28 protein-coding genes, 1 tRNA gene and 1 pseudogene are annotated in these 21,315 nt (G+C 62.3%); 6 read left to right on the forward strand and 24 right to left on the reverse strand.

The window, feature by feature from the left end; all coding sequences use genetic code 11:
• Positions 1–1,297, reverse strand: a 1,297-nt coding sequence (locus AC27IQ_RS06010) for a TackOD1 domain-containing metal-binding protein (RefSeq protein ID WP_487088858.1), incomplete at its 3' end; no start/stop codon positions are given.
• A 308-nt stretch (positions 1,298–1,605) separates the two neighbouring features.
• On the opposite strand from AC27IQ_RS06010, the gene AC27IQ_RS06015 reads away from it, so the two are divergent.
• The gene (locus AC27IQ_RS06015; protein WP_487088859.1) at positions 1,606–3,216 is read left to right on the forward strand and encodes a methyl-accepting chemotaxis protein; all 1,611 of its coding nucleotides are present in this window, start codon (positions 1,606–1,608) and stop codon (positions 3,214–3,216) included.
• A gap of 19 nt (positions 3,217–3,235) precedes the next feature.
• On the opposite strand, the gene AC27IQ_RS06020 is transcribed toward AC27IQ_RS06015, so the two are convergent.
• The gene (locus tag AC27IQ_RS06020) at positions 3,236–3,958 is read right to left on the reverse strand and encodes a YggS family pyridoxal phosphate-dependent enzyme (protein ID WP_317354530.1); all 723 of its coding nucleotides are present in this window, start codon (positions 3,956–3,958) and stop codon (positions 3,236–3,238) included.
• 39 nt (positions 3,959–3,997) lie between these two features.
• Between AC27IQ_RS06020 and AC27IQ_RS06025 the strand changes: the two genes are divergently transcribed.
• The 4 genes from AC27IQ_RS06025 to AC27IQ_RS06040 all read left to right on the forward strand — a co-directional run bounded on the left by AC27IQ_RS06025 (position 3,998) and on the right by AC27IQ_RS06040 (position 7,924).
• Positions 3,998–5,041, forward strand: coding sequence for a type IV pilus twitching motility protein PilT (locus AC27IQ_RS06025; protein ID WP_092744851.1), 1,044 nt, complete (start codon positions 3,998–4,000; stop codon positions 5,039–5,041).
• A 77-nt stretch (positions 5,042–5,118) separates the two neighbouring features.
• On the forward strand, positions 5,119–5,754 hold the full coding sequence (locus tag AC27IQ_RS06030; RefSeq protein ID WP_272566930.1) for a cyclic nucleotide-binding domain-containing protein: 636 nt from the start codon (positions 5,119–5,121) through the stop codon (positions 5,752–5,754).
• A gap of 33 nt (positions 5,755–5,787) precedes the next feature.
• Complete coding sequence (locus tag AC27IQ_RS06035; RefSeq protein WP_272566929.1) at positions 5,788–6,924, forward strand: PilT/PilU family type 4a pilus ATPase; 1,137 nt, start codon at positions 5,788–5,790, stop codon at positions 6,922–6,924.
• A 67-nt stretch (positions 6,925–6,991) separates the two neighbouring features.
• Complete coding sequence (locus AC27IQ_RS06040; RefSeq protein WP_487088862.1) at positions 6,992–7,924, forward strand: NAD(P)-dependent oxidoreductase; 933 nt, start codon at positions 6,992–6,994, stop codon at positions 7,922–7,924.
• 104 nt (positions 7,925–8,028) lie between these two features.
• Here the strand turns inward: AC27IQ_RS06040 and AC27IQ_RS06045 are convergent, their stop codons facing one another.
• The 3 genes from AC27IQ_RS06045 to AC27IQ_RS06055 form a co-directional block, all read right to left on the reverse strand.
• Positions 8,029–8,706: a BON domain-containing protein gene (locus AC27IQ_RS06045; RefSeq protein WP_487088864.1), complete on the reverse strand. Its 678-nt coding sequence runs from the start codon at positions 8,704–8,706 to the stop codon at positions 8,029–8,031.
• Entirely contained in the window at positions 8,703–9,299 is a 597-nt protein-coding gene (locus AC27IQ_RS06050) for an SIS domain-containing protein (RefSeq protein WP_487088866.1), read from the reverse strand. Before AC27IQ_RS06050 ends, AC27IQ_RS06045 begins: the two co-directional genes overlap by 4 nt.
• Positions 9,300–9,402: 103 nt before the next feature.
• Complete coding sequence (locus AC27IQ_RS06055) at positions 9,403–9,786, reverse strand: YraN family protein (protein WP_284431080.1); 384 nt, start codon at positions 9,784–9,786, stop codon at positions 9,403–9,405.
• Here AC27IQ_RS06055 and rsmI point away from each other — a divergent pair.
• On the forward strand, positions 9,786–10,706 hold the full coding sequence (gene rsmI / locus AC27IQ_RS06060) for a 16S rRNA (cytidine(1402)-2'-O)-methyltransferase (protein WP_284431079.1): 921 nt from the start codon (positions 9,786–9,788) through the stop codon (positions 10,704–10,706). The two genes, AC27IQ_RS06055 and rsmI, sit on opposite strands and share 1 nt — an antisense overlap.
• A gap of 82 nt (positions 10,707–10,788) precedes the next feature.
• Here the strand turns inward: rsmI and AC27IQ_RS06065 are convergent, their stop codons facing one another.
• From AC27IQ_RS06065 to rplN, 19 genes and pseudogenes are all read right to left on the reverse strand, one after another.
• Positions 10,789–12,069, reverse strand: a complete 1,281-nt coding sequence (locus AC27IQ_RS06065) for an Hsp70 family protein (protein WP_487088868.1) — start codon at positions 12,067–12,069, stop codon at positions 10,789–10,791.
• Positions 12,070–12,300: 231 nt separating this feature from the next.
• A tRNA-Met gene (locus tag AC27IQ_RS06070) sits at positions 12,301–12,377 on the reverse strand.
• Between the two features lie 25 nt (positions 12,378–12,402).
• Positions 12,403–12,801 carry a 50S ribosomal protein L17 gene (gene rplQ, locus AC27IQ_RS06075; protein ID WP_284406975.1) on the reverse strand — a complete coding sequence of 133 codons (399 nt, stop codon included), beginning with the start codon at positions 12,799–12,801 and terminating at the stop codon, positions 12,403–12,405.
• Between the two features lie 89 nt (positions 12,802–12,890).
• Positions 12,891–13,883 carry a DNA-directed RNA polymerase subunit alpha gene (locus tag AC27IQ_RS06080; RefSeq protein ID WP_272549398.1) on the reverse strand — a complete coding sequence of 331 codons (993 nt, stop codon included), beginning with the start codon at positions 13,881–13,883 and terminating at the stop codon, positions 12,891–12,893.
• 111 nt (positions 13,884–13,994) lie between these two features.
• Positions 13,995–14,618 carry a 30S ribosomal protein S4 gene (rpsD, locus tag AC27IQ_RS06085; protein WP_272566916.1) on the reverse strand — a complete coding sequence of 208 codons (624 nt, stop codon included), beginning with the start codon at positions 14,616–14,618 and terminating at the stop codon, positions 13,995–13,997.
• Between the two features lie 89 nt (positions 14,619–14,707).
• Entirely contained in the window at positions 14,708–15,112 is a 405-nt protein-coding gene (gene rpsK / locus AC27IQ_RS06090) for a 30S ribosomal protein S11 (protein ID WP_011793799.1), read from the reverse strand.
• An 18-nt stretch (positions 15,113–15,130) separates the two neighbouring features.
• Positions 15,131–15,496, reverse strand: a complete 366-nt coding sequence (rpsM, locus tag AC27IQ_RS06095) for a 30S ribosomal protein S13 (RefSeq protein WP_056670935.1) — start codon at positions 15,494–15,496, stop codon at positions 15,131–15,133.
• Between the two features lie 22 nt (positions 15,497–15,518).
• Positions 15,519–15,632 (reverse strand): 50S ribosomal protein L36, encoded by a 114-nt coding sequence (rpmJ, locus tag AC27IQ_RS06100; protein ID WP_011793797.1) that lies wholly within the window; start codon positions 15,630–15,632, stop codon positions 15,519–15,521.
• 149 nt (positions 15,633–15,781) lie between these two features.
• On the reverse strand, positions 15,782–17,101 hold the full coding sequence (secY, locus tag AC27IQ_RS06105; protein ID WP_284431076.1) for a preprotein translocase subunit SecY: 1,320 nt from the start codon (positions 17,099–17,101) through the stop codon (positions 15,782–15,784).
• 23 nt (positions 17,102–17,124) lie between these two features.
• Positions 17,125–17,556, reverse strand: coding sequence for a 50S ribosomal protein L15 (rplO, locus tag AC27IQ_RS06110; RefSeq protein WP_272569571.1), 432 nt, complete (start codon positions 17,554–17,556; stop codon positions 17,125–17,127).
• Between the two features lie 10 nt (positions 17,557–17,566).
• Positions 17,567–17,749 carry a 50S ribosomal protein L30 gene (rpmD, locus tag AC27IQ_RS06115; protein ID WP_056670941.1) on the reverse strand — a complete coding sequence of 61 codons (183 nt, stop codon included), beginning with the start codon at positions 17,747–17,749 and terminating at the stop codon, positions 17,567–17,569.
• Between the two features lie 14 nt (positions 17,750–17,763).
• A pseudogene (gene rpsE / locus AC27IQ_RS06120) lies at positions 17,764–18,283 on the reverse strand (30S ribosomal protein S5).
• Positions 18,284–18,300: 17 nt separating this feature from the next.
• Positions 18,301–18,666, reverse strand: a complete 366-nt coding sequence (gene rplR / locus AC27IQ_RS06125; RefSeq protein WP_272549407.1) for a 50S ribosomal protein L18 — start codon at positions 18,664–18,666, stop codon at positions 18,301–18,303.
• Between the two features lie 11 nt (positions 18,667–18,677).
• A complete protein-coding gene (gene rplF / locus AC27IQ_RS06130; RefSeq protein ID WP_284431075.1) occupies positions 18,678–19,211 on the reverse strand; it encodes a 50S ribosomal protein L6 in 534 nt (177 codons plus the stop codon).
• A gap of 24 nt (positions 19,212–19,235) precedes the next feature.
• Positions 19,236–19,631: a 30S ribosomal protein S8 gene (rpsH, locus tag AC27IQ_RS06135; protein ID WP_005793636.1), complete on the reverse strand. Its 396-nt coding sequence runs from the start codon at positions 19,629–19,631 to the stop codon at positions 19,236–19,238.
• A gap of 20 nt (positions 19,632–19,651) precedes the next feature.
• Positions 19,652–19,957: a 30S ribosomal protein S14 gene (gene rpsN, locus AC27IQ_RS06140; RefSeq protein ID WP_272549410.1), complete on the reverse strand. Its 306-nt coding sequence runs from the start codon at positions 19,955–19,957 to the stop codon at positions 19,652–19,654.
• An 8-nt stretch (positions 19,958–19,965) separates the two neighbouring features.
• The gene (rplE, locus tag AC27IQ_RS06145) at positions 19,966–20,505 is read right to left on the reverse strand and encodes a 50S ribosomal protein L5 (RefSeq protein ID WP_272566913.1); all 540 of its coding nucleotides are present in this window, start codon (positions 20,503–20,505) and stop codon (positions 19,966–19,968) included.
• Between the two features lie 9 nt (positions 20,506–20,514).
• On the reverse strand, positions 20,515–20,835 hold the full coding sequence (gene rplX, locus AC27IQ_RS06150) for a 50S ribosomal protein L24 (protein WP_272549412.1): 321 nt from the start codon (positions 20,833–20,835) through the stop codon (positions 20,515–20,517).
• A 9-nt stretch (positions 20,836–20,844) separates the two neighbouring features.
• Positions 20,845–21,213 (reverse strand): 50S ribosomal protein L14, encoded by a 369-nt coding sequence (rplN, locus tag AC27IQ_RS06155; RefSeq protein ID WP_025596343.1) that lies wholly within the window; start codon positions 21,211–21,213, stop codon positions 20,845–20,847.
• Between the last annotated feature and the right edge of the window lie 102 nt (positions 21,214–21,315).

A 21,315-nucleotide genomic window follows, 5' to 3' on the forward strand; every position in this document is an offset into this window, starting at 1 on the left:
GCGGCATCGCGGCCGCGCCGCCGCCCGCGCCCTGGAGCGACGCCTGCAGGCGCGCGGCCAGCCCCTCGGGCGAGGAGAACGGCAGGAAGAGCCACAGGCATTCCTCCTGCGTGCGCGTGGTGATGTCCGAGGTGCGCAGCAGTTCGTGCAGGCGCCGCGCGAACTCGTCGAGCATCAGGAACACGCGCGAGGCGCCTTCGCGTTCGATCACCTCGGCCGCGTTCTGGAACTCCACCAGCATCAGCGCGAAACGCATCTCGCCGTGGCGCGCATGCGTGGCCAGCGCCCAGTCGAGCATGCGGCGGAAATCGGCGGGCGGCACGTAGTGCGCGGAGTCGAGCGCGGCGAACGATTCCTGGATCTGCCCGGCGCGCAGCGCGGCACGGCCCTGCGGGCTCAGGCGCAGCGACGAGATCTCGCGCACGTCCAGCGTGCTGGGCTCGGCCGTGGTGCGGCAGTCCAGGCAGCGGGCCACCACCTGGGTCTCCACGAACACGTGGTGGCAGCTGCCGCAGGCGTACTGCGTGAGCGGCCGGTCGTAGTCCACGCCGATGTGCCGCAGCATGGCGTTGCACTTGGGGCACGAGAGCGCGCCATCGGCATGGAAGTCGGCCTCGGGCGCCACGTGGCCGCAGGCGAAGCAATGCAGCGAGGGCGACTTGCGGATGTGGATGCTGGTGCAGTGCGGGCACACGTCCAGGTAGTGGATGTGCGCGCTGCCGCAGGTGCGGCAGTGCCGTGTGCGGTCCACCAGCTCGGCCGGCTCCAGCAGCCGGCGCCGCGTGAGCCCGGCCAGGCACGCGTCGGCATCGTCGCCGGGCCGGGCCAGCGCCTCGACCATCGGGTAGCGGTACAGCGCCAGGCTGGCACGGTCGCATTGCGGCTGCAGCTGGGCGCCGTCGCGCAGGCACAGGAAATACAGCACCCGCTCGTCGAAATGCAGGGCCGCGGGATCGAGCGGCAGGCTGCGCCGCACGGCCAGGCACAGCTCGCTGGCGGCCAGGGCGGCAGCATACGGCGCGGCGCCATCGGCCAGCCAGGGCGGAGCCGCATCGCCGGGCGCCACGAACAGCGGGCGGTCCCACCAGACGCTGGCGCGCAATTGGGCCGCCAGCGCGGCGGGGGCATCGCCCTCCCAGCCGTCCAGGTAGAACCCCAGGGGCTCCACGCCAGAGTCCGCGAAGGCCTCCCATGCACTCCAGGCCCTGGCCCTCGACTCGCCGGCCGCCAACTGCCCGGAAGGCCGCAGCACCACCATCGTTTCCAACGCCACGGCCGGCGTGATTTCAACATTCAAAACAACTATCCATTCGCGTTACGCCATAGAGCATGGCCGGCCGCATTCTAAGAGTGGGCCTTCCCGCACCCGGTAGGACAAGGCCGTCCCCAAGCCAGTGCTGTGCAACCCTTTGCAAGCACCGGCTGGCTGCGAATCCGCCACTCACGCCTACCGAATCGGCGCGGCCCAATCCTCAACAATTCTCAAAAAGGACGGCGATCCAACACCCCGCTTTTGGCGATTGAAATTTGTCACGCAACTGTCAAAAATTACAAAAGGAAACAAACAAAACCAATCCACACCACTCCTGAAACCGAGGTGAAACCATGAAGCTTTCGAACATCAAGATCGCCCACCGACTGGCGCTGGGATTTTCCCTGCTCATCCTGCTGATGCTCGGCCTGACGGTCATCGGCGTGAACCGGGTGTCCAACATCAACGCCAGCCTGGCCACCATCGGGGACTTCAACAGCGCCAAGCAGCGCTATGCCATCAATTTCCGCGGCAGCGTGCACGACCGCGCCATCGCGCTGCGCGACGTGACCCTGGCCACGCGGCCCGACCAGCTCCAGGCCGAGATCGACCTGATCCAGAAGCTCGCGGGCCACTATGCGCAGTCGGCAGCGCCGCTGGACCAGATGTTCGCCTCCACCCCGATCGAGCCCCGCGAGCGGGAGGCCCTGGACCGCGTCAAGGAGGTCGAATCACGCGCCCTGCCGCTGACCCGCCAAGTCATCGAGCTGAGCGGCGCCCACCAGCCTGAGAAGGCCATTCAGGTTCTGCAGGAGCAGGCCCGGCCCGCCTATGTGGAGTGGCTGGCCAGCATCAACCGGCTGATCGACATCGAGGAGGAAAAGAACAAGGCCGAATCGGCCAATGCGCGGTCCGTCGCCCAAGGCTTTTCCATCCTGATGCTGGTGCTCAGCGGCACGGCGATCGTGGTGGCGGCAGCGACGGCCTGGCTCATCTCCCGCAGCATCGTGCGCCCCATCCAGCGGGCGGTGCAGGCTGCCAGGACCATGGCCACCGGCGACCTGACGCAGGCCGTCGAGGCCCGGCAGACCGACGAGGCCGGCCAGCTGCTGCAGTCGCTGGAGGCGCTGCGCGACAGTTTCCAGAACGTGCTGTACGACGTGCGCCGCACCTCCGAGGCGGTGGCGGCATCCAGCACCGAGATCTCACAAGGCACCCATGACGTGTCCAGCCGCACCGAGCACCATGCCAGCGCCCTGCAGCAGACCGCGGCGTCCATGGAGCAACTGGGCTCCACGGTGCGCCAGAACGCCGACAACTCCCGCCAGGCCAGCCAGTTCGCCACCCAGTCCAGCGCCGTGGCCATCCAGGGCGGCGAGGTCGTGACCGAGGTGGTCGAGACCATGAAGGGCATCCACGAAAGCTCCCGCAAGATCGCCGACATCATCGGCGTCATCGACAGCATCGCGTTCCAGACCAACATCCTCGCCCTCAATGCCGCGGTGGAGGCGGCGCGCGCGGGTGAGCAGGGCCGGGGCTTCGCCGTGGTCGCCAGCGAGGTGCGCAGTTTGGCCGGCCGCTCGGCCGAGGCGGCGCGAGAGATCAAGCACCTGATCTCCACCAGCGTGCAGCGGGTCGAGCAGGGCAGCGTGCTGGTGAACAAGGCCGGGGCCACCATGACGGAGGTGGTGTCGTCCATCCGCCGCGTGACGGACCTCATGCAGGAAATCAGCGCGGCCAGCAACGAGCAGGCGATGGGCGTCGCCCAGGTCGGCCAGGCCGTGTCGCAGATGGACCAGGTCACCCAGCAAAACGGCAGCGTGGTCGTGCAGATGGCGGCGTCCGCCAGCGGCATGAAGGACCGCACCAGCGCCCTGCTGCAGGCCGTGGGGGTCTTCCGGCTGAATCAGGAAAACGCCGAGGCCGGCCCGTCGCCGCAACTGGGCTGGACGCGCCGGGCCTGAGCATGGCGCGGCCCCGGCCTCAGGCGGGGGCCGCCCTGGTGCCGAAGACGCCCGTGCCGACCCGCACCAGGGTGCTCCCCGCGTGGATCGCCGCCTCCAGGTCGGCGGTCATGCCCAGCGACAGCGTGTCGAACGCCGCAAAGCCCTCGCCCCCCTCCCCCCGGATCTGGTCGAACAGCGCTTTCGCCGCCGCATGGACCGCCAGCTGCGCGGCGAAATCGGGGGCCACATCGGGAATGCTCATCAGGCCCCGCAGCCGCAACCGTGGCAGCCGCGCAACAGACCGCGCCAGGGCCAGAGCCTCCGTTGGCGGCACGCCCGCCTTGGTCGCGCCGCCGTCCACATTCACCTGGATGCACACATCCAGCGGCGCCAGGCCGGCAGGCCGCTGCTCCGCCAGGCGCTGCGCGATCTTTTCGCGGTCCACGGTGTGGACCCAGTCGAAATGCTCGGCCACCTGCCGGGTCTTGTTGCTCTGCACGGGGCCGATGCAATGCCACTGCAGCGGCGGTGCCCAGGGCGTGGCGCCGCCTCGCAGCGCGGCGATCTTCGCCACGCCTTCCTGGATGTAGTTCTCGCCGAACGCGCGCTGCCCGGCCTCGGCGGCACGGCGCACGGCGTCGTCGCCGAAGGTCTTGGAAACGGCCAGCAGGCGCACGCTGGCAGGGTCGCGCCCGGCCGCGGCGCAGGCCTGCGCGATGCGCCCAAGAACCTGTTGGAGGTTGTTACCAATCGTCGTCATAATGATTCCTCTGAGCGTACCAAACGACCGAGGGACCCCGTGGACATCACCCAACTGCTGGCATTCAGCGTGAAGAACAAGGCTTCTGACCTGCACTTGTCGGCGGGCCTTCCACCCATGATCCGGGTCCACGGCGACGTGCGGCGCATCAACGTCGATGCGCTTGACCACAAGACCGTCCACGCCATGGTGTACGACATCATGAGCGATGCGCAGCGCAAGGCGTACGAAGAATTCCTGGAAGTGGACTTTTCCTTCGAGATCGAGGGCCTGGCGCGCTTTCGCGTCAACGCGTTCAATCAGAATCGCGGCGCGGCCGCCGTGTTCCGGACCATTCCGAGCAAGATCCTGACGCTGGAGCAGCTCAACGCCCCCAAGATCTTCGGCGAACTGGCCTTGAAACCGCGCGGCCTGGTGCTGGTCACGGGCCCCACGGGCTCGGGCAAGTCCACCACGCTGGCGGCCATGGTCAACTTCCTGAACGAAAGCGAATACGGCCACATCCTCACGGTGGAAGACCCGATCGAGTTCGTGCACGAATCCAAGAAGTGCCTGATCAACCAGCGCGAGGTCGGGCCGATGACGCTGTCGTTCGCGGCCGCCCTCAAGTCGGCCCTGCGCGAAGACCCGGACGCCATCCTGGTGGGCGAAATGCGCGACCTGGAAACCATCCGCCTGGCCATGACGGCCGCGGAAACGGGCCACTTGGTGTTCGGCACGCTGCACACCTCCAGCGCCGCCAAGACCATCGACCGGATCATCGACGTGTTCCCCGCCGAGGAAAAGGAAATGGTGCGGGCCATGCTGTCCGAGTCGCTGCAGGCCGTCATTTCGCAGACGCTGTGCAAGACCAAGGACGGCCAGGGCCGTGTCGCGGCGCACGAGATCATGCTGGGCACCAGCGCCATCCGCAACCTGATCCGCGAGGCCAAGGTGGCACAGATGTACTCCACCATCCAGACCAGCAGTAGCGCCGGCATGCAGACCCTCGACCAGAACCTGACCGACCTCGTCCGGCGCAACGTCATCAGCCCGGCAGAGGCGCGGGGCAAGGCGAAGATCCCCGACAACTTCCCGGGTTGATGCACACCGCATCCCCTCCCGTCCACCCACCCCAGAGATTCGCGGCCTTTTTCAGGCGGCACACCGGAGCACCCCCTATGAAAGGCATCCTCGGCCTGTTGAAGGCCAAGACCCGCGGCGGCAAAGCGGCGGAAGAAGGCGGCGACTCCGTCTTCTTCACCACCGCTTTCGCCGGACAAGGTGTGGACGACGCCATGCTGGTGCCCTGGGAAGCCCGCGCCGTCGAGGTGGGTGCCAGGCGCATGGCCGCCAGCCGCGGCGGCAAGCTGCTGCAGGCGCTGTGGTCCAAGGACAAATACATGGCGCACCTGGACCGGGACGCCGTTGAGCGCATGGAGCGCTTCTTCGAGTTCGCGGCCGTCGCGCCCAACCGCGATGTGATCCGCCAGGACGAGTACGGCAATTTCATGGTGGTGCTGCTCACCGGCACGATCGCCGTCGATCGCGTGCAGCCCTGGGGGGAGCACCTGCGCTTGGCGGAAACCCGTCCCGGCGATATCCTGGGCGAAATGTCGCTGCTGGACAGCGGTATCCGCTTTTCGGCCTGCACCACGCTGACTGACTGCGAGATCGCGGTGCTCAGCGCGGAGGCCATGGACGACATGATGACCAAGGACCCCCAGCTGGCCGCCAGCCTGGTGGCCCTGCTGGCACGCAAGCTCTCGCTGCGCCTTCGCGTCGTGAGCGCCCGCCTGTCCGACAGCCAGAAATGACGCACCGCGCTGCAACCACCCCAGGGAGAGCTGATGGAACGCGATCAGGCCAGTAAATTCATCAACGATCTGCTCAAGCTCATGGTGAGCCGGGGTGGCAGCGACCTGTTCATCACGGCCGAGTTTCCGCCCGCGATCAAGGTGGACGGCAAGGTCACCAAGGTGTCCCCCCAGCCGCTCACCCCCGCCCACACGCTGACGCTGGCGCGCGCCATCATGAGCGACAAGCAGGTGGCCGACTTCGAGCGCACGAAGGAGTGCAACTTCGCCATCTCGCCCGCCGGCATCGGGCGCTTTCGCGTGAACGCGTTCATCCAGCAAAGCCGCGTCGGCATGGTGCTGCGGACCATTCCGCTCACGCTGCCGACCATCGACGGGCTCGGCGTGCCGCAGGTGCTCAAGGAAGTCACGATGACCAAGCGGGGCCTGTGCATTCTGGTGGGCGCCACGGGCTCGGGCAAATCGACCACGCTGGCGGCAATGGTGGACTGGCGCAACGAGAACTCGTTCGGCCACATCATCACCGTGGAAGACCCCATCGAGTTCGTGCATCCGCACAAGAACTGCGTCGTCACCCAGCGCGAAGTGGGACTCGATACCGACAGCTGGGAAGCCGCCCTCAAGAACACGCTGCGGCAGGCGCCGGACGTCATCCTGATGGGCGAGATCCGCGACCGCGAAACCATGGAGCATGCGGTCGCCTTCGCCGAAACAGGCCACCTGTGCCTGGCCACACTGCACGCCAACAGCGCCAACCAGGCGCTGGACCGCATCATCAATTTCTTTCCGGAAGAGCGGCGCGCGCAACTCCTCATGGACCTGTCGCTCAACCTGCGCGGCATGATCTCCCAGCGCCTCATCCCCAAGCAGGATGGCAAGGGCCGGGCCGCGGCGGTCGAGGTGATGCTGAACACGCCCCTGATCGCCGACCTGATCTTCAAGGGCGAAGTCGCCGAGATCAAGGAGATCATGAAAAAGAGTCGGAACCTCGGCATGCAGACCTTCGACCAATCGCTGTTCGACCTGTTCGAGGCCAACGTCATCACCTACGAAGACGCGCTGCGCAATGCCGACTCACTGAACGACCTGCGTTTGCAGATCAAGCTGGGCAGCCAGCGCGCCAAGACCACCGACCTGGCCTCGGGCACCGAGCACTTCGCCATCGTCTGACGCCAGCCGCCCCACCACCCGCCCTTGCCCGGCGGGTTTTCTTTTTTCTGAAATGGAGCCCTCTCCCATGCCCAGCACGAATCCCCGCAGCTACGACGCCACGCCTTCCCGCAAGGTCGCCTTTCTCGGCCTGGGCGTCATGGGCTACCCCATGGCGGGGCACCTCGCCCTCGCAGGCCATACCGTTACCGTGTACAACCGCACCGCGGCCAAATCGGCCGCGTGGTGCGAAGAGTTCGCGGGCAGCGCCGCACCCCGGCACGCCCCCACGCCACGCGAAGCCGCCCAGGGGGCGGACATCGTCTTTTGCTGCGTCGGCAACGACGACGATCTGCGTTCCGTCACGCTGGGTGCCGATGGCGCCTTCGCGGGCATGCAGCCCGGCGCGGTCTTCGTGGATCACACCACGGCATCGGCCGAGGTCGCTCGCGAACTGTACGGCGCGGCGCGCACGCTGGGACTGCAGTTCATCGATGCCCCCGTGTCCGGTGGCCAGGCTGGGGCCCAGAACGGCCAGCTGACCGTGATGTGCGGCGGCGACGCTGGCACCTTCGACAGCGTGAAGCCCACCGCGCTGGCCTTTTCCCGGGCTTTCACCCGCGTGGGCGACAGCGGATCGGGCCAACTGGCCAAGATGGTCAACCAGATCTGCATCGCCGGTATCGTGCAGGGCCTGTCGGAGGCGATCGCCTTCGGTCAGCACGCCGGGCTGGACATGCCGCTGGTGCTGGACGTCATCGGCAAAGGGGCCGCGCAAAGCTGGCAGATGGACAACCGCGGCAAGACCATGGTGGAAGGCCGCTTCGACTTCGGCTTTGCCGTGGACTGGATGCGCAAGGACCTCGGCCTGGTCCTCGACGAATCCCGCCGCAACGGCGCACGTGTGCCGGTCACGGCGCTGGTGGACCAGTTCTATGCCGATGTGCAGCAGCACGGCGGCGCCCGTTGGGACACCTCCAGCCTGATCACGCGGCTGGGCCGCAAGAAAACGAACGGGTAAAAGAACCGATCGCTCAGTCCGGCCGCCCCGGGCCGCGCCTTTGTAGCGGTGGCCAGCGGTCCGGAGCGGAACCGCTTCTTAGCGAGCTCGCTGGCAGCCGACGTTCAGCGGACCGGCACGTTGGGCGAAGCGTCCGTGGTGACTGGCGCGGGACGCTGCTGCGCGAAGCCACGCTCCAGTTCCTGCTGCGTAATGATCTCGAACACGCGCACGACCTTGCGCACGCCGTTCACGCCCCGGGCGATGTCGGAGGCCCGGTCCGCCTCGCGCTGCGTCACGCGTCCCATGAGGTACACCGTCTCGCGCTCGGTGACCACCTTGTAGGCACTCGCGAACAGGTCCTTGGCATCGACGAAGCTCGCGCGCACCTTGCCGGTGATCAGCGTGTCGTTGGAGCGTTGCGTGAGAGAACTGGGGGGCATCACGGCCAGGTCGTTGACGACCGAGCGCACGTTCTCCACGGCCAACGCGGTCTGCTCGAGTTTTTCCTTGTCCTGCGCGGTCGGCACTTCGCCCGTCAGCAGCACTTGCCGGTTGTAGCTGGTCACATTGACATGGACGCGGTCGCCGAAGGTGTCGCGAATGCGGTTGGAGGCACGCAGTTCGATGCCTTCGTCCTCCACCTGCGTGCCCGTCGTGCGCCGGTCCGACGCCATCATGCTGCCCATGACGGCAGCGCCGCCTACCACCAGCGGAGCGCATGCCGAGAGGGCCGCCCCCAAGGCGCCCACGGCCAACAGGGTGCAAGTCAATCGGGTCAAGCGGGTCATCGGGAAGCTCATAGCGGTATCTCCTGTTCACCAAGTAATTGGGCGTCCACGCCGTCGCACAGGCAGTGCAGGACCAGCGAATGCACCTCCCGCACGCGTGCGGCGCGGTCGTGGGGCACGGCGATCAAGACGTCGGTCTCGCGCAGCATGCCGGCCAGCCGGCCACCGCTGCGACCCGAAAGGGCGACGACGGTCATGTCTCTTTCATGCGCTGCATCGCATGCGGCCAGCAGCGGCAGGTCATTGCCGGACTCCGACAGCGCCAGCAGGACGTCGCCCGCATGTCCCAGCGCTCGCACCTGGCGTCCCAGCGCGTCGATGTCCGGGCCCTCGAGGCCGGCAGGGGTCCAGATTGCGTCGGGCGCCAGTGCCATGGCCGCCAGTTCCGGCCGCTCCCGTTCGAACCCGGCCACGCACAGGGCAGCAAACTGCTGCGCCTGCGCCGCGGCCGGACCGCTGCCGCAGGCCAGCACCTTGCCGCCACTGGTGACGCAGGCGAGGATGGCCTGCACAGCGGAAGCGATGGGATGGCTCAGGGTCTGCGCGGACTGGTATTTGAGGTCGGCGCTATCGATGAAATGCTGTTGAATGCGTTGCTCTAGCATGAGGCAAAGATGATACCTGTGGGGTCGGCGCCGTTTGGGTCAACCATGGGCGGCAGGCGTAAAACACTGCATCCGCTTTGACTCCAACCAAGGGCTTGAAACGTTATTGCGCCTCGAAGGCGCCACGCAGCCACTGCACGGAACCGCCTTCTACCAGGACGGCATCGAAGCGGCATGGCGGTGGTGCAGGCAGGCGCATCAGGTAGCAGCGGGCGGCAAACACGATCCGCTGCTGCTTGGTCCGGCCGATGCTGGCACCAGCGCCGCCAAACGCACTGCTGGCGCGGCTTCGCACCTCAACGAACACCACCGTGCCGTCGCGATCCCGCACGATCAGGTCGATCTCGCCGCCGCCACGCCCGGGCGTTCGATAATTGCGCTCGACCAGCCGCAGTCCAGCGGCTTGCAGGTGGGCCAATGCGAGGTCTTCGGCAGCATTGCCGACCACGCGCGTGTTGGCTACCGGTTTTTTCCCAAGGAATCCCATTGAGCGCCTCTTTCGCTTCAGCCCTGAACGCCGCACGCGACGCGGCGGCTGCGCAGCATTATCCGCAAGGGGCTCTGTACGTCGTGGCCACCCCCATCGGTAACTTGGCCGACATCACACTGCGGGCGCTGCACGTGCTGCAACTGGCCGACACCATCGCCTGCGAAGATACGCGCCATACCCAGGCGCTGCTGCGCGCCTACGGCATAGAGAAAACCAGCAGTCAATTGCTGGCGGTGCACCAGCACAACGAGGCCGAGGCATCGCATTCGGTGGTCGAGCGTTTGCGCGACGGACAGCGGGTGGCCTACGCCAGTGATGCGGGCACCCCGGGCGTCAGCGATCCGGGGGCGCGGATCGTCGCTGCCGTGCACGCGGCAGGGTTGCGCGCTGTGCCACTGCCAGGAGCGAGCAGCGTGACATCGGCACTCAGCGCTGCGGGCGCATTCGCCCAGGGGGCCGAAGGTTTTCTTTTTGCCGGTTTTCTTCCAACCAAGAGCGGCGAGCGGGCAACGGCAGTGCAACATCTCGCCACGGAAACCCGCTGTGTGGTGCTGCTGGAGGCCCCACACCGAATTGCAGAACTGGCCCAGGCCCTTGCGGTCTTGGGAGACCGGCAGGTCACGCTCGCCCGGGAGCTGACCAAACAGTTCGAAGAAATTGCCACCCAGCCTGCCCATGCCCTGTCCATCTGGCTGGCCGGCGGACCACAACGCTCGCGGGGCGAGTTCGTGGTGCTGTTGCACCCGATCCAGGCAGCGCAGGACGATGGCGATGGTCTGCGTGTGCTGAAGTTGTTGATGCAGGAACTCCCGCTCAAAACCGCTGTCCGCCTGTCGGCCGAGATCACAGGATCATCGCGCAATGCCCTGTATGAGTCGGCCCTGGCGCTCAAGCAGGAAGGCGGAACGCAGGCCTAGCAGGCTCGGCCCATGCCAGGCGCTGCACTGCAACTGCTGAGCGGCGGTGAACGCATCGGTCCGCGTGAGGTACCGCCCTTTCTCAGCCGACGGTGTACGCCAGTCCGGAGGCCACGCCGCCGAACAGGTCACCTTCCATCTGGGTCACCTGTGGGAAGGCCTTCTTCAACGCGGTACGCAGCGGGCGCAGCGCAGAAGAGCCACCGGTGAGATAAATGGCATCGATGCCACTGGCGTTCAATTCGGCCTTGCGCAGGCACTCCTGGGCGCAATCCACAATCTGCTGCAAAGGCCCCTCCAGTTGCGCTTCCAGGACATCGGGTGAAATGAAGGATTGCAGATCGGATTCGAGCCAATCCAGCACGATGGGTTCTGCAGCGCTGTTTTGCGACACCGCGATCTTGGCGTGTTCCACCGCATTGGCCAGACGGTGCCCCCACCGTTCGTTGAGCACCTCCATTAATCGGTCGTGCAAGCGAAGGTCTGCATAGTCGGTCCGGAGGGACTGCGCGTCCCTCAAAGCTTTCGCGCTGTACAGCCACTGGATCAGGTGCCACGTCGATAAATCGAAGAACACGCGGCTGGGCACTTCCCGGCCACTGGGCCCGATGTGGCGCAGTCCGAGAAGCGGCATGACCTGGGCCCGGCTCAGTCGTTGGTCAAAATCGGTTCCACCCAGGTGAACCCCGGAGGTGGCCAGCACGTCGGAACTGCGATCGGCCAGCAAGGCACGCTCCGGGCCGAGGCGCACGACGGTGAAATCCGAGGTCCCCCCGCCGATATCCACCACCAGCACCAATGATTCATGCGTGATCCGCTGTTCATGGTCCAGCGCCGCTGCAATGGGCTCCAGTTGAAAGGAGACATTGGTAAACCCCGCATCCAAGGCCGCCTGTCGCAAGGCGTCTTCCGCCTGCGCATCACGCGCTTCGTCGCCATCCACGAAGTGGACAGGGCGCCCCATGACAACGCGGTCTGGCATCGCGCCCAGCGCCTGCCGGGCCTGCCCTGCCAACGTGCGCAGAAACAGTGCGATGATGTCTTGATAGCTCACCATGCTCTGGTGAACCGCTGTCTTGTCCTGTAGGAGCGCGCTGCCGAGCAGGCTTTTCAGCGACCGCATGAGCCGCCCTTCCGTGCCCGCGAGGTAATGCGCCACGGCATCGCGCCCGATGTGTGTCTGATGGTCTTCCGTATTGAAGAACAGGGCGGTCGGCAATGTGGTTGCAGTCCCTTCCAACGGTAGCAACGTGGCCACGCCCCTGCCCCGTCTCACCGCCATGGCGGAATTGGAGGTGCCGAAATCAATGCCAAGCGTGGTTTCTTCTGAGGATGTCATCGTGAACAAAGGAGAGATAGGCATCACCCCCGGATTGATCGGGCGGCATCAAACCATCAAGAAGCTGTCGGCACGCGCACCTTTCAGTGTTGCAGTGTGTCGTCATTAATCGCCCTGATGTGAAAAGATGCCGATCGTCACCCACTGACTGGAGGCCAGCCAAAGCTTCCCATCAGTGTTTATCCAGTGAGTTAAACGACAAAAACAAAAAAGCCCACTGATTAGTGGGCTTTTTTGAGAGCGTTTCCGCTTTATTGGTTGCGCGAGGAGGATTTGAACCTCCGACCTTTGGGTTATGAGCCCAACGAGCTACCAGACTGCTCCATCGCGCGGCAAGAGATAAATTATAACCTACTTTTATGCTTCTGCGGAAGCATTTGCGGTTTCTGCAGATTCTTCTGCGCGATCAACCAGTTCGACATACGCCATAGGTGCATTGTCTCCCACGCGGAAACCCATCTTCAGGATGCGCGTGTAGCCGCCTGGACGTGCCTTGAAACGGGGGCCGAGCACATTGAACAGCTTGGTCACGCTGTCACGATCGCGCAGACGATCAAATGCCAAGCGGCGATTGGCCAGGGTGTCTTCCTTCGCCAAAGTGATCATAGGCTCCACCACACGGCGCAGCTCCTTGGCCTTGGGCAGCGTGGTCTTGATGGCCTCGTGCTCGATGAGCGAGTTCATCATGTTCTGCAGCATCGCGAGTCGGTGCGAGCTGGTGCGATTGAGTTTACGAAGGCCGTGTCCGTGGCGCATGGTGCTTTCCTTATGAGTAATTAAATCGGGCAGCCGTATCAGGTACTGCCCAAGGCACTGGCTCCCCCGAGGGAGCCCAAAATTATAACTTAACGCTTGTCGAGGCCTGCAGGTGGCCAGTTCTCCAGCTTCATCCCCAGAGTCAAACCACGGGAAGCCAAGACTTCCTTGATTTCATTGAGCGACTTACGTCCCAGATTAGGCGTCTTCAGCAACTCGTTCTCGGTGCGTTGGATCAGGTCACCGATGTAGTAAATGTTCTCGGCCTTCAGGCAATTGGCAGAGCGCACCGTCAATTCCAGCTCGTCCACAGGGCGCAGCAAGATCGGATCGAACGTTGCACTGCCGCGAGGACCTGCTGGCGCATCGAATGCCGCCAATTCGCCGCCTTCGAGCTGCGCAAACACAGCCAGTTGTTCTACCAAAATCTTGGCGGATGCGCGAACTGCATCTTCCGCCGTGATGGCACCATTCGTCTCGATTTCGACAACCAGCTTGTCCAGATCGGTGCGCTGCTCAACGCGGGCGCTTTCCACGGTGTAGCTCACGCGCTTGACCGGGGAAAAAGATGCGTCCAGCACAATGCGGCCAATCGACTTCGTCGACTCGTCGGCATAACGGCGCAGATTGCCTGGCACGTAGCCACGGCCTTTTTCTACCTTGATCTGCATGTCCAGCTTGCCGCCCTGCGACAGATGGGCGATGACGTGATCGGGGTTGACGATTTCTACGTCATGAGGCGTCTGGATATCCCGAGCCGTGACCACCCCTTCACCGTCCTTGCGAAGGCTCAGCGTGACTTCGTCGCGGTTGTGGAGCTTGAACACCACACCCTTGAGATTCAACAGGATGTTGACGACATCTTCCTGAACACCATCAATGGATGAATACTCGTGCAAGACGCCTGCGATCGTGACTTCCGTTGCTGCGTAACCCACCATGGACGAGAGCAGAACACGGCGAATGGCATTGCCCAGAGTGTGGCCGTAACCGCGCTCAAAGGGCTCCAACGCGACCTTGGCACGATTGTGGCCAAGTTGCTCGACATTGATCGCCTTGGGTTTCAGCAAATTGGTTTGCATTCAGACTTCCTCTCAATACCCCCAGCTCGTTACACCGGTAAGGCTGGTGAAGCGCCTATACCGCGATGCCTCGCGGTATAGGAACAATTTTCTCGAATGTGCGCTAAATGCTTAGCGCGAATAGAGTTCAACGATCAGGGATTCGTTGATGTCAGCGCCGAATTCGTCACGATCCGGAACCTTCTTGAAGATACCCTCGGCCTTGTCGGCATTCACTTCCACCCACGCTGGCATACCCACTTGCTGAGCCAGCTGCAAGGCTTCGACTACGCGACCTTGCTTCTTGGACTTTTCGCGCACAGCCACCACATCGCCCGTCTTGACGAGGTACGAGGCGATGTTGACAGACTGGCCGTTCACGGTGATAGCCTTGTGCGAAACCAGCTGGCGTGCTTCTGCGCGCGTGGAACCGAAGCCCATGCGGTACACCACGTTATCCAGACGGGATTCCAGCAGGAACAGCAGGTTGGCACCCGTGTTGCCCTTGCGGCGATCAGCGGCTTCGAAATAGCGGCGGAATTGCTTTTCCAGCACGCCATACATGCGCTTGACCTTCTGCTTTTCGCGCAGTTGCAGACCATAGTCGGACGTGCGAGCACCAGAGGTGCGGCCGTGCTGACCTGGCTTGGAGTCGAACTTGGCCTTGTCCGCGATAGAGCGGCGAGCGCTCTTCAGGAACAGGTCAGTGCCTTCACGGCGGGAGAGTTTGGCCTTGGGGCCGAGGTAACGTGCCACTTGAGCTTCCTTGGATTGTCATCTTCCGCAACATCATTGCGGGAGCCACCTGCTGCCAAAGCAATCAGGTGGCGGTGGGCTTATAAAAATTAGATGCGACGGCGCTTTTGCGGACGGCAGCCGTTATGGGGAACCGGCGTCACGTCGGAGATCGAAGTGATGCGGATACCCAGGGCGCCCAGCGCGCGCACCGACGATTCACGACCAGGACCTGGGCCCTTGATCTCGACATCAAGATTCTTGATGCCTTGTTCAATGGCAGCACGACCCGCGACTTCGGATGCAACCTGTGCAGCGAATGGCGTGGACTTGCGCGAACCCTTGAAACCTTGACCACCCGATGACGCCCAGGACAATGCATTGCCTTGGCGATCGGTGATCGTGATGATGGTGTTGTTGAACGAAGCATGCACGTGCGCGATACCGTCCGAAACGTTCTTGCGAACCTTCTTGCGAACGCGCTGTGCAGCGTTATTGGCGGGAGACTTTGCCATGTTGATCTTTCAATCTTTTTACTTCTTCAGCGCTGCAGCACCCTTGCGCGGACCCTTGCGGGTACGAGCATTCGTGCGCGTACGCTGACCACGCATGGGCAGACCGCGACGATGGCGGAAGCCGCGGTAGCAGCCAATGTCCATCAAGCGCTTGATGTTCATCGTGGTTTCGCGACGCAGATCACCTTCGATGGTGAACTGCGCGATCTGATCGCGAATTTTTTCGAGATCGCCGTCCGTCAGATCCTTGATCTTCTTGGAATAAGCGATGTCACAGGCTTCGCAGATCTTGCGAGCGCGGGTGCGACCAATGCCAAAAATGGCGGTCAAGCCGATTTCAGCATGCTGATGCGGCGGAATATTAATGCCAGCGATACGTGCCATATGCGTCCTCTAATACTTTCAATCAACCTTGGCGCTGCTTATGGCGCATGTCCGTGCAGATCACGCGCACCACACCTTTGCGGCGGATGATCTTGCAGTTGCGGCAGATTTTCTTGACCGAAGCCGAAACTCTCATTTCATTCTCCTAAAACTCGTCTTTTCGTCCCGGCCCACTGCGCGGAACACAATTTGCGCCCGCGATGACTCGGAGGCATCAATAAACCGTATCCACCAAGGCCAACCCGCCACTATAGCGCATTTGCCAAGATTCCACTTGTGACTGACTCAGCTGCCAGGCGTTGCTTTGAAGTTGGCCTTCTTAAGCAAGGACTCGTATTGCTGCGACATCATGTAGTTCTGCACCTGGGCCATGAAGTCCATGGTGACCACCACAATGATCAGTAAAGAGGTGCCACCAAAATAGAACGGCACGTTGTACTTCAAGATCATGAACTCTGGGAGCAAGCACACAAAGGTGATGTACACCGCTCCAGCCAGCGTCAAGCGAACCAGGATCTTGTCGATGTAGCGAGCCGTCTGTTCTCCAGGACGAATCCCAGGAATGAAGGCACCGCTTTTCTTCAAGTTGTCTGCAGTCTCTCGGCTGTTGAACACCAAGGCGGTGTAGAAGAAGCAGAAGAACACAATGGCCGCTGCGTAGAACATCACATAGATCGGCTGACCTGGGGTCAGTGCTCCAGAAATGTCACGCAACCAACGCATCGACTCACCCGCACTGAACCAGTTCACCACCGTAGCCGGCAACAAGATGATCGACGAAGCAAAGATCGGTGGAATCACCCCAGCCATGTTGAGCTTCAACGGCAGATGCGACGATTGCCCGCCATACACCTTGTTGCCCACCTGGCGCCTCGCGTAATTCACGAGAATCTTTCGCTGACCTCTTTCGACAAACACGACGAAATAGGTCACTGCCGCCACGATCAACACGATGAAAATCGCAGCCAGGATGCTCATCGCACCTGTGCGCACCAGCTCCAGCAATCCACCGATAGAACTCGGCAGCCCTGCAGCGATACCTGCGAAGATCAGGATCGAAATCCCGTTGCCCAAGCCACGCTCTGTGATTTGCTCACCCAACCACATGAGGAACATCGTGCCAGCCGTCAAGCTCACCACGGCCGTCATGCGAAACCCGAACCCGGGACTCAGCACCAGCCCTGCGGAACTCTCCAGTGCCACAGCGATGCCCAGCGACTGGAATATGGCCAAACCCAGCGTTCCATAACGCGTGTATTGCGTGATCTTGCGCCGCCCTGCCTCGCCTTCCTTCTTCAGCTGCTCGAACGTCGGAACGACATAGGTCATCAGCTGCATGATGATCGACGCCGAGATATACGGCATGATCCCCAGAGCGAAAACCGTGAAGCGCGAGAGCGCCCCACCCGAGAACATGTTGAACAGGTTCAGAATGCCACCCTGCTGGCCACTGAACAGCTGTTGCAGCTGCGCCGGATCGATGCCCGGCACGGGAATGTGCGCTCCGATGCGGTACACGACCAACGCCAGCAGCAGAAAAACCAGCCGGCGACGTAAATCGCCAAACTTACCGGTTTTCGCAATTTGAGCTGCGCTAGTAGCCACGGATGCGTTCCTTCAGAACGTATTCAAGCCAGGCTGCCGCCGGCAGCTTCGATGGCCGCCTTCGCGCCCGCCGTTGCACCGATGCCGGTCAACTTGACCGACTTGCTCAGTTCGCCACTCTTGATGACCTTCACCACCTTGATCAGCTGGCCCACCAAACCGGCGCTCTTGAGCGCCAGCAGGTCAACTTCAGCAAGACCCAGTTGGTCCAGCGCCGTCAGGGTCACTTCTGCATTGAACTTCAGCAGATGGGACTTGAAGCCGCGCTTGGGCAGGCGACGCTGCAAAGGCATTTGACCGCCTTCGAAACCCACCTTGTGGTAACCGCCAGAACGCGATTTTTGACCCTTGTGACCGCGACCCGCGGTCTTGCCCAGACCAGAACCGATACCGCGACCGACGCGGCGCTTGGCATGCTTGGCTCCGTCTGCAGGCTTGATGCTATTGAGTTCCATCATCAACCTCTCAGAGGACTTTGACCAGATAGCTGATCTTGTTAATCATGCCGCGCACTTCAGGGCTGTCCTGCAGTTCGCTGATGCTGTTCAGCTTGCGCAGGCCCAGGCCGCGTACGGTGGCACGGTGCGATTCCTTGGTGCCAATCGGGCTGCGCACCAGTTGAATCTTGACGGTTTGTTGCGTAGTCATTTGCTCAACTCCGTTCAGGCGAAGATGTCTTCGACCGACTTGCCGCGCTTGGCTGCCACTTCCGACGGGGTCGTGGAATGCACCAGCGCATCGAACGTTGCGCGGACCATGTTGTAGGGGTTCGACGAACCGTGGCTCTTGGCCACGATGTCGGTGATGCCCAACACTTCAAACACAGCACGCATCGGGCCGCCCGCAATGATGCCCGTACCCTTGGGGGCGGGAGCCATCATCACGTGTGCAGCACCATGGTGGCCCGTCACTTGATGATGAATGGTGCCGTTCTTGAGCGACACCTTCACCAGATTGCGGCGAGCTTCTTCCATTGCCTTTTGCACGGCTGCAGGCACTTCCTTCGACTTGCCCTTACCCATGCCGACGCGGCCATCACCGTCACCGACCACAGTCAGTGCGGCGAAACCGAGAATCCGGCCACCCTTCACGACTTTGGTCACGCGGTTCACCGCGATCATTTTTTTCGCGCAGACCGTCGTCCTGACCTTCGCTCTGCACTTTGGGTTGAAATTTAGCCATTTTGTATTTCGCTCCGCTTAGAACTGCAGGCCAGCTTCACGTGCAGCGTCGGCCAAAGCCTTGACGCGGCCGTGATAGGCAAAACCTGCACGATCGAATGCAACCTTCTCGATGCCAGCCGCCTTCGCCTTTTCAGCGATGCGCTTGCCGATGATCTGGGCAGCGGTGGCATTGCCCCCCTTGCCAGAGCCACCGAGGGACTTGCGCACATCGGCTTCTGCCGTCGATGCGCTGGCCAGGACCTTGCTGCCGTCGCCGGAGATAACACTGGCGTAGATGTGAAGGTTCGTGCGGTTCACCGTCAAACGCGCCACGCCTTGCTGCGCAATGCGAATGCGGGTCTGGCGCGAACGACGAAGACGCTGCTCTTTCTTGGTCAACATGTTGCAGCTCCTTATTTCTTCTTGGTCTCTTTGATCGTGACTTTTTCGTCCGAATAACGGATGCCTTTGCCCTTGTAGGGCTCGGGCGGACGAACGGCACGGATCTCAGCGGCCAATTGGCCGACGCGCTGGCGGTCGGCACCCTTGATCACGATTTCGGTCGGGGTTGGAGTCGCAACCGTGATGCCAGCAGGCATTTCGAAGTTCACGGGGTGCGAGTAACCCACGCTCAGATTCAGCTTGGCACCTGCAGCCTGGGCCTTGTAGCCCACGCCGATCAGGCTCAGCTTCTTTTCGAAGCCCTTGCTGACACCCACCACCATGTTGTTCACCAACTGGCGGATCGTGCCACTCATGGCATTCGCTTCACGGGACTCGTCAACAGGCTCAAAACTGAGCTTGCCGTCCTTGATGGAGACCTTCACAAGCGCGCTCTGGGTCAGCGACAGCGTGCCGCCCGTACCCTTCACGTTGATCTGGTCGTCCTTGATGGACACATCCACACCTGCGGGGATGGTCACCGGCATTTTTCCTACGCGGGACATTTCAGTTACTCCTCAATGCCACGTTTAAGCGACGTAGCAAAGCACTTCGCCGCCGACACCGGTAGCGCGCGCTTTGCGATCGGTCATCACGCCCTTGGGCGTCGTGACAATTGCCACACCCAGACCGTTCATGACTTGCGGGATTGAATCACGGCCTTTGTACACACGCAGGCCAGGACGGCTCACGCGCTCGATACGCTCGATCACCGGACGACCGGCGTAGTACTTCAGTGCGATTTCAAGTTCGGACTTGCCGGCTTCGGTCTTGACCTGGAAGCCGTCGATATAACCCTCGTCCTTCAGCACTTGGGCGATGGCGATCTTCACTTTGGAAGACGGCACCAGCACGGTTGCCTTGGACACCATTTGCGCGTTGCGAATGCGGGTCAGCAAGTCAGCGATGGGATCACTCATGCTCATGTTGTATCTCTCCTGCCCGCTTACCAGCTGGCCTTGGTGACACCAGGGATGTCGCCGGCAAAAGCCAGTTCACGGATCTTTGCGCGAGCCAGACCGAATTGGCGGAACGTGCCACGTGGGCGACCGGTGATTTCGCAACGGTTGCGCTGACGCGTGGGGTTGGCGTTGCGTGGGAGCTTTTGCAGGCCCAGACGGGCTGCTTCACGCTCTTCATCGCTGCGCTTCATGTCGCTGGCAACTGCCTTCAATTCCGCATACTTTGCTGCGTACTTGGCGGCCAATTTTTCGCGCTTCAGTTCGCGCTGGATCAAAGCTACTTTAGCCATACGCTGCCTCAGTTCTTGAACGGGAAACGGAAACCAGCGAGAAGCGCCTTCGCTTCTTCATCGCTACGCGCCGTTGTGGTGATGCTGATGTTGAGACCGCGCAAGGCATCCACCTTGTCGTACTCGATTTCAGGGAAAATGATCTGTTCCTTGACACCGATGTTGTAGTTGCCACGGCCGTCGAAGGCCCGGCCAGAGATACCGCGGAAGTCACGGACGCGGGGCAGAGCCACGGTCACGAAACGATCCAGGAATTCGTACATCTGAACGCCACGCAGGGTGACCATGCAGCCGATGGCCTGGCCTTCGCGGATCTTGAAACCGGCGATGGCCTTCTTGGCCTTGGTCACCACAGGCTTCTGGCCAGCAATCTTGGTCAGGTCTGCGACGGCGTTGTCCATCACCTTCTTGTCCGACACGGCTTCGCTCACACCCATGTTCAGGGTGATCTTCGTCAGCCGAGGGACTTGCATCGGAGAGGTATAACCGAACTGCTTAGCGAGCTCGGGGGCGATTTTTTCACGGTAGTGTTGTTGCAGTCGTGCCATGTTGACTCCTTAGGCCGCCTTGATTTCAGCGCCGCTGGACTTGAACACGCGAACGCGCGCACCATCAGCCTGCACCTTGATACCTACACGATCAGCCTTGCCGGTAGCCGCATTGAAGATGGCCACGTTGGACTGATGGATCGGCATGGCCTTTTCCACGATGCCGCCGGTCGTACCCTTCATGGGGTTCGGCTTGACATGCTTCTTGACCAGGTTGATGCCGTCGATGACCAGATAGGAGTCATCCTTGCGCAGCGACACCGTGCCGCGCTTGCCCTTGTCGCGCCCGGTGAGCACAACGATTTCGTCGCCCTTGCGAATCTTGTTCATGGCGCGTCCTCAGAGAACTTCAGGAGCCAGGGACACGATCTTCATGAACTTCTCGGTACGCAGTTCACGCGTCACGGGCCCGAAGATGCGGGTGCCGATGGGCTCCAGCTTTGCATTGAGCAACACTGCTGCGTTGCCATCGAATTTGACGAGCGAACCGTCGCCACGGCGAATACCCTTCGCCGTACGAACCACCACTGCGCTGTAGACCTCGCCCTTTTTGACGCGGCCACGCGGAGCGGCTTCCTTGATGCTCACCTTGATGATGTCGCCGACACTGGCGTAGCGACGCTTGGAACCACCCAGCACCTTGATGCACAGGACGGACTTCGCGCCGGTGTTGTCGGCAACGTCTAACCGAGATTCTGTCTGGATCATTTCAATATTCCCAACTTGCACCGGCAGGATTGACAGCCCCAGAGAACGTCTCAAGGGCTGAAGATCAGCCAATCAGTCTTGGGCCCGTCGTCCATGCCGCAA

Source organism: Acidovorax sp. KPB24-07 (assembly GCF_057543315.1).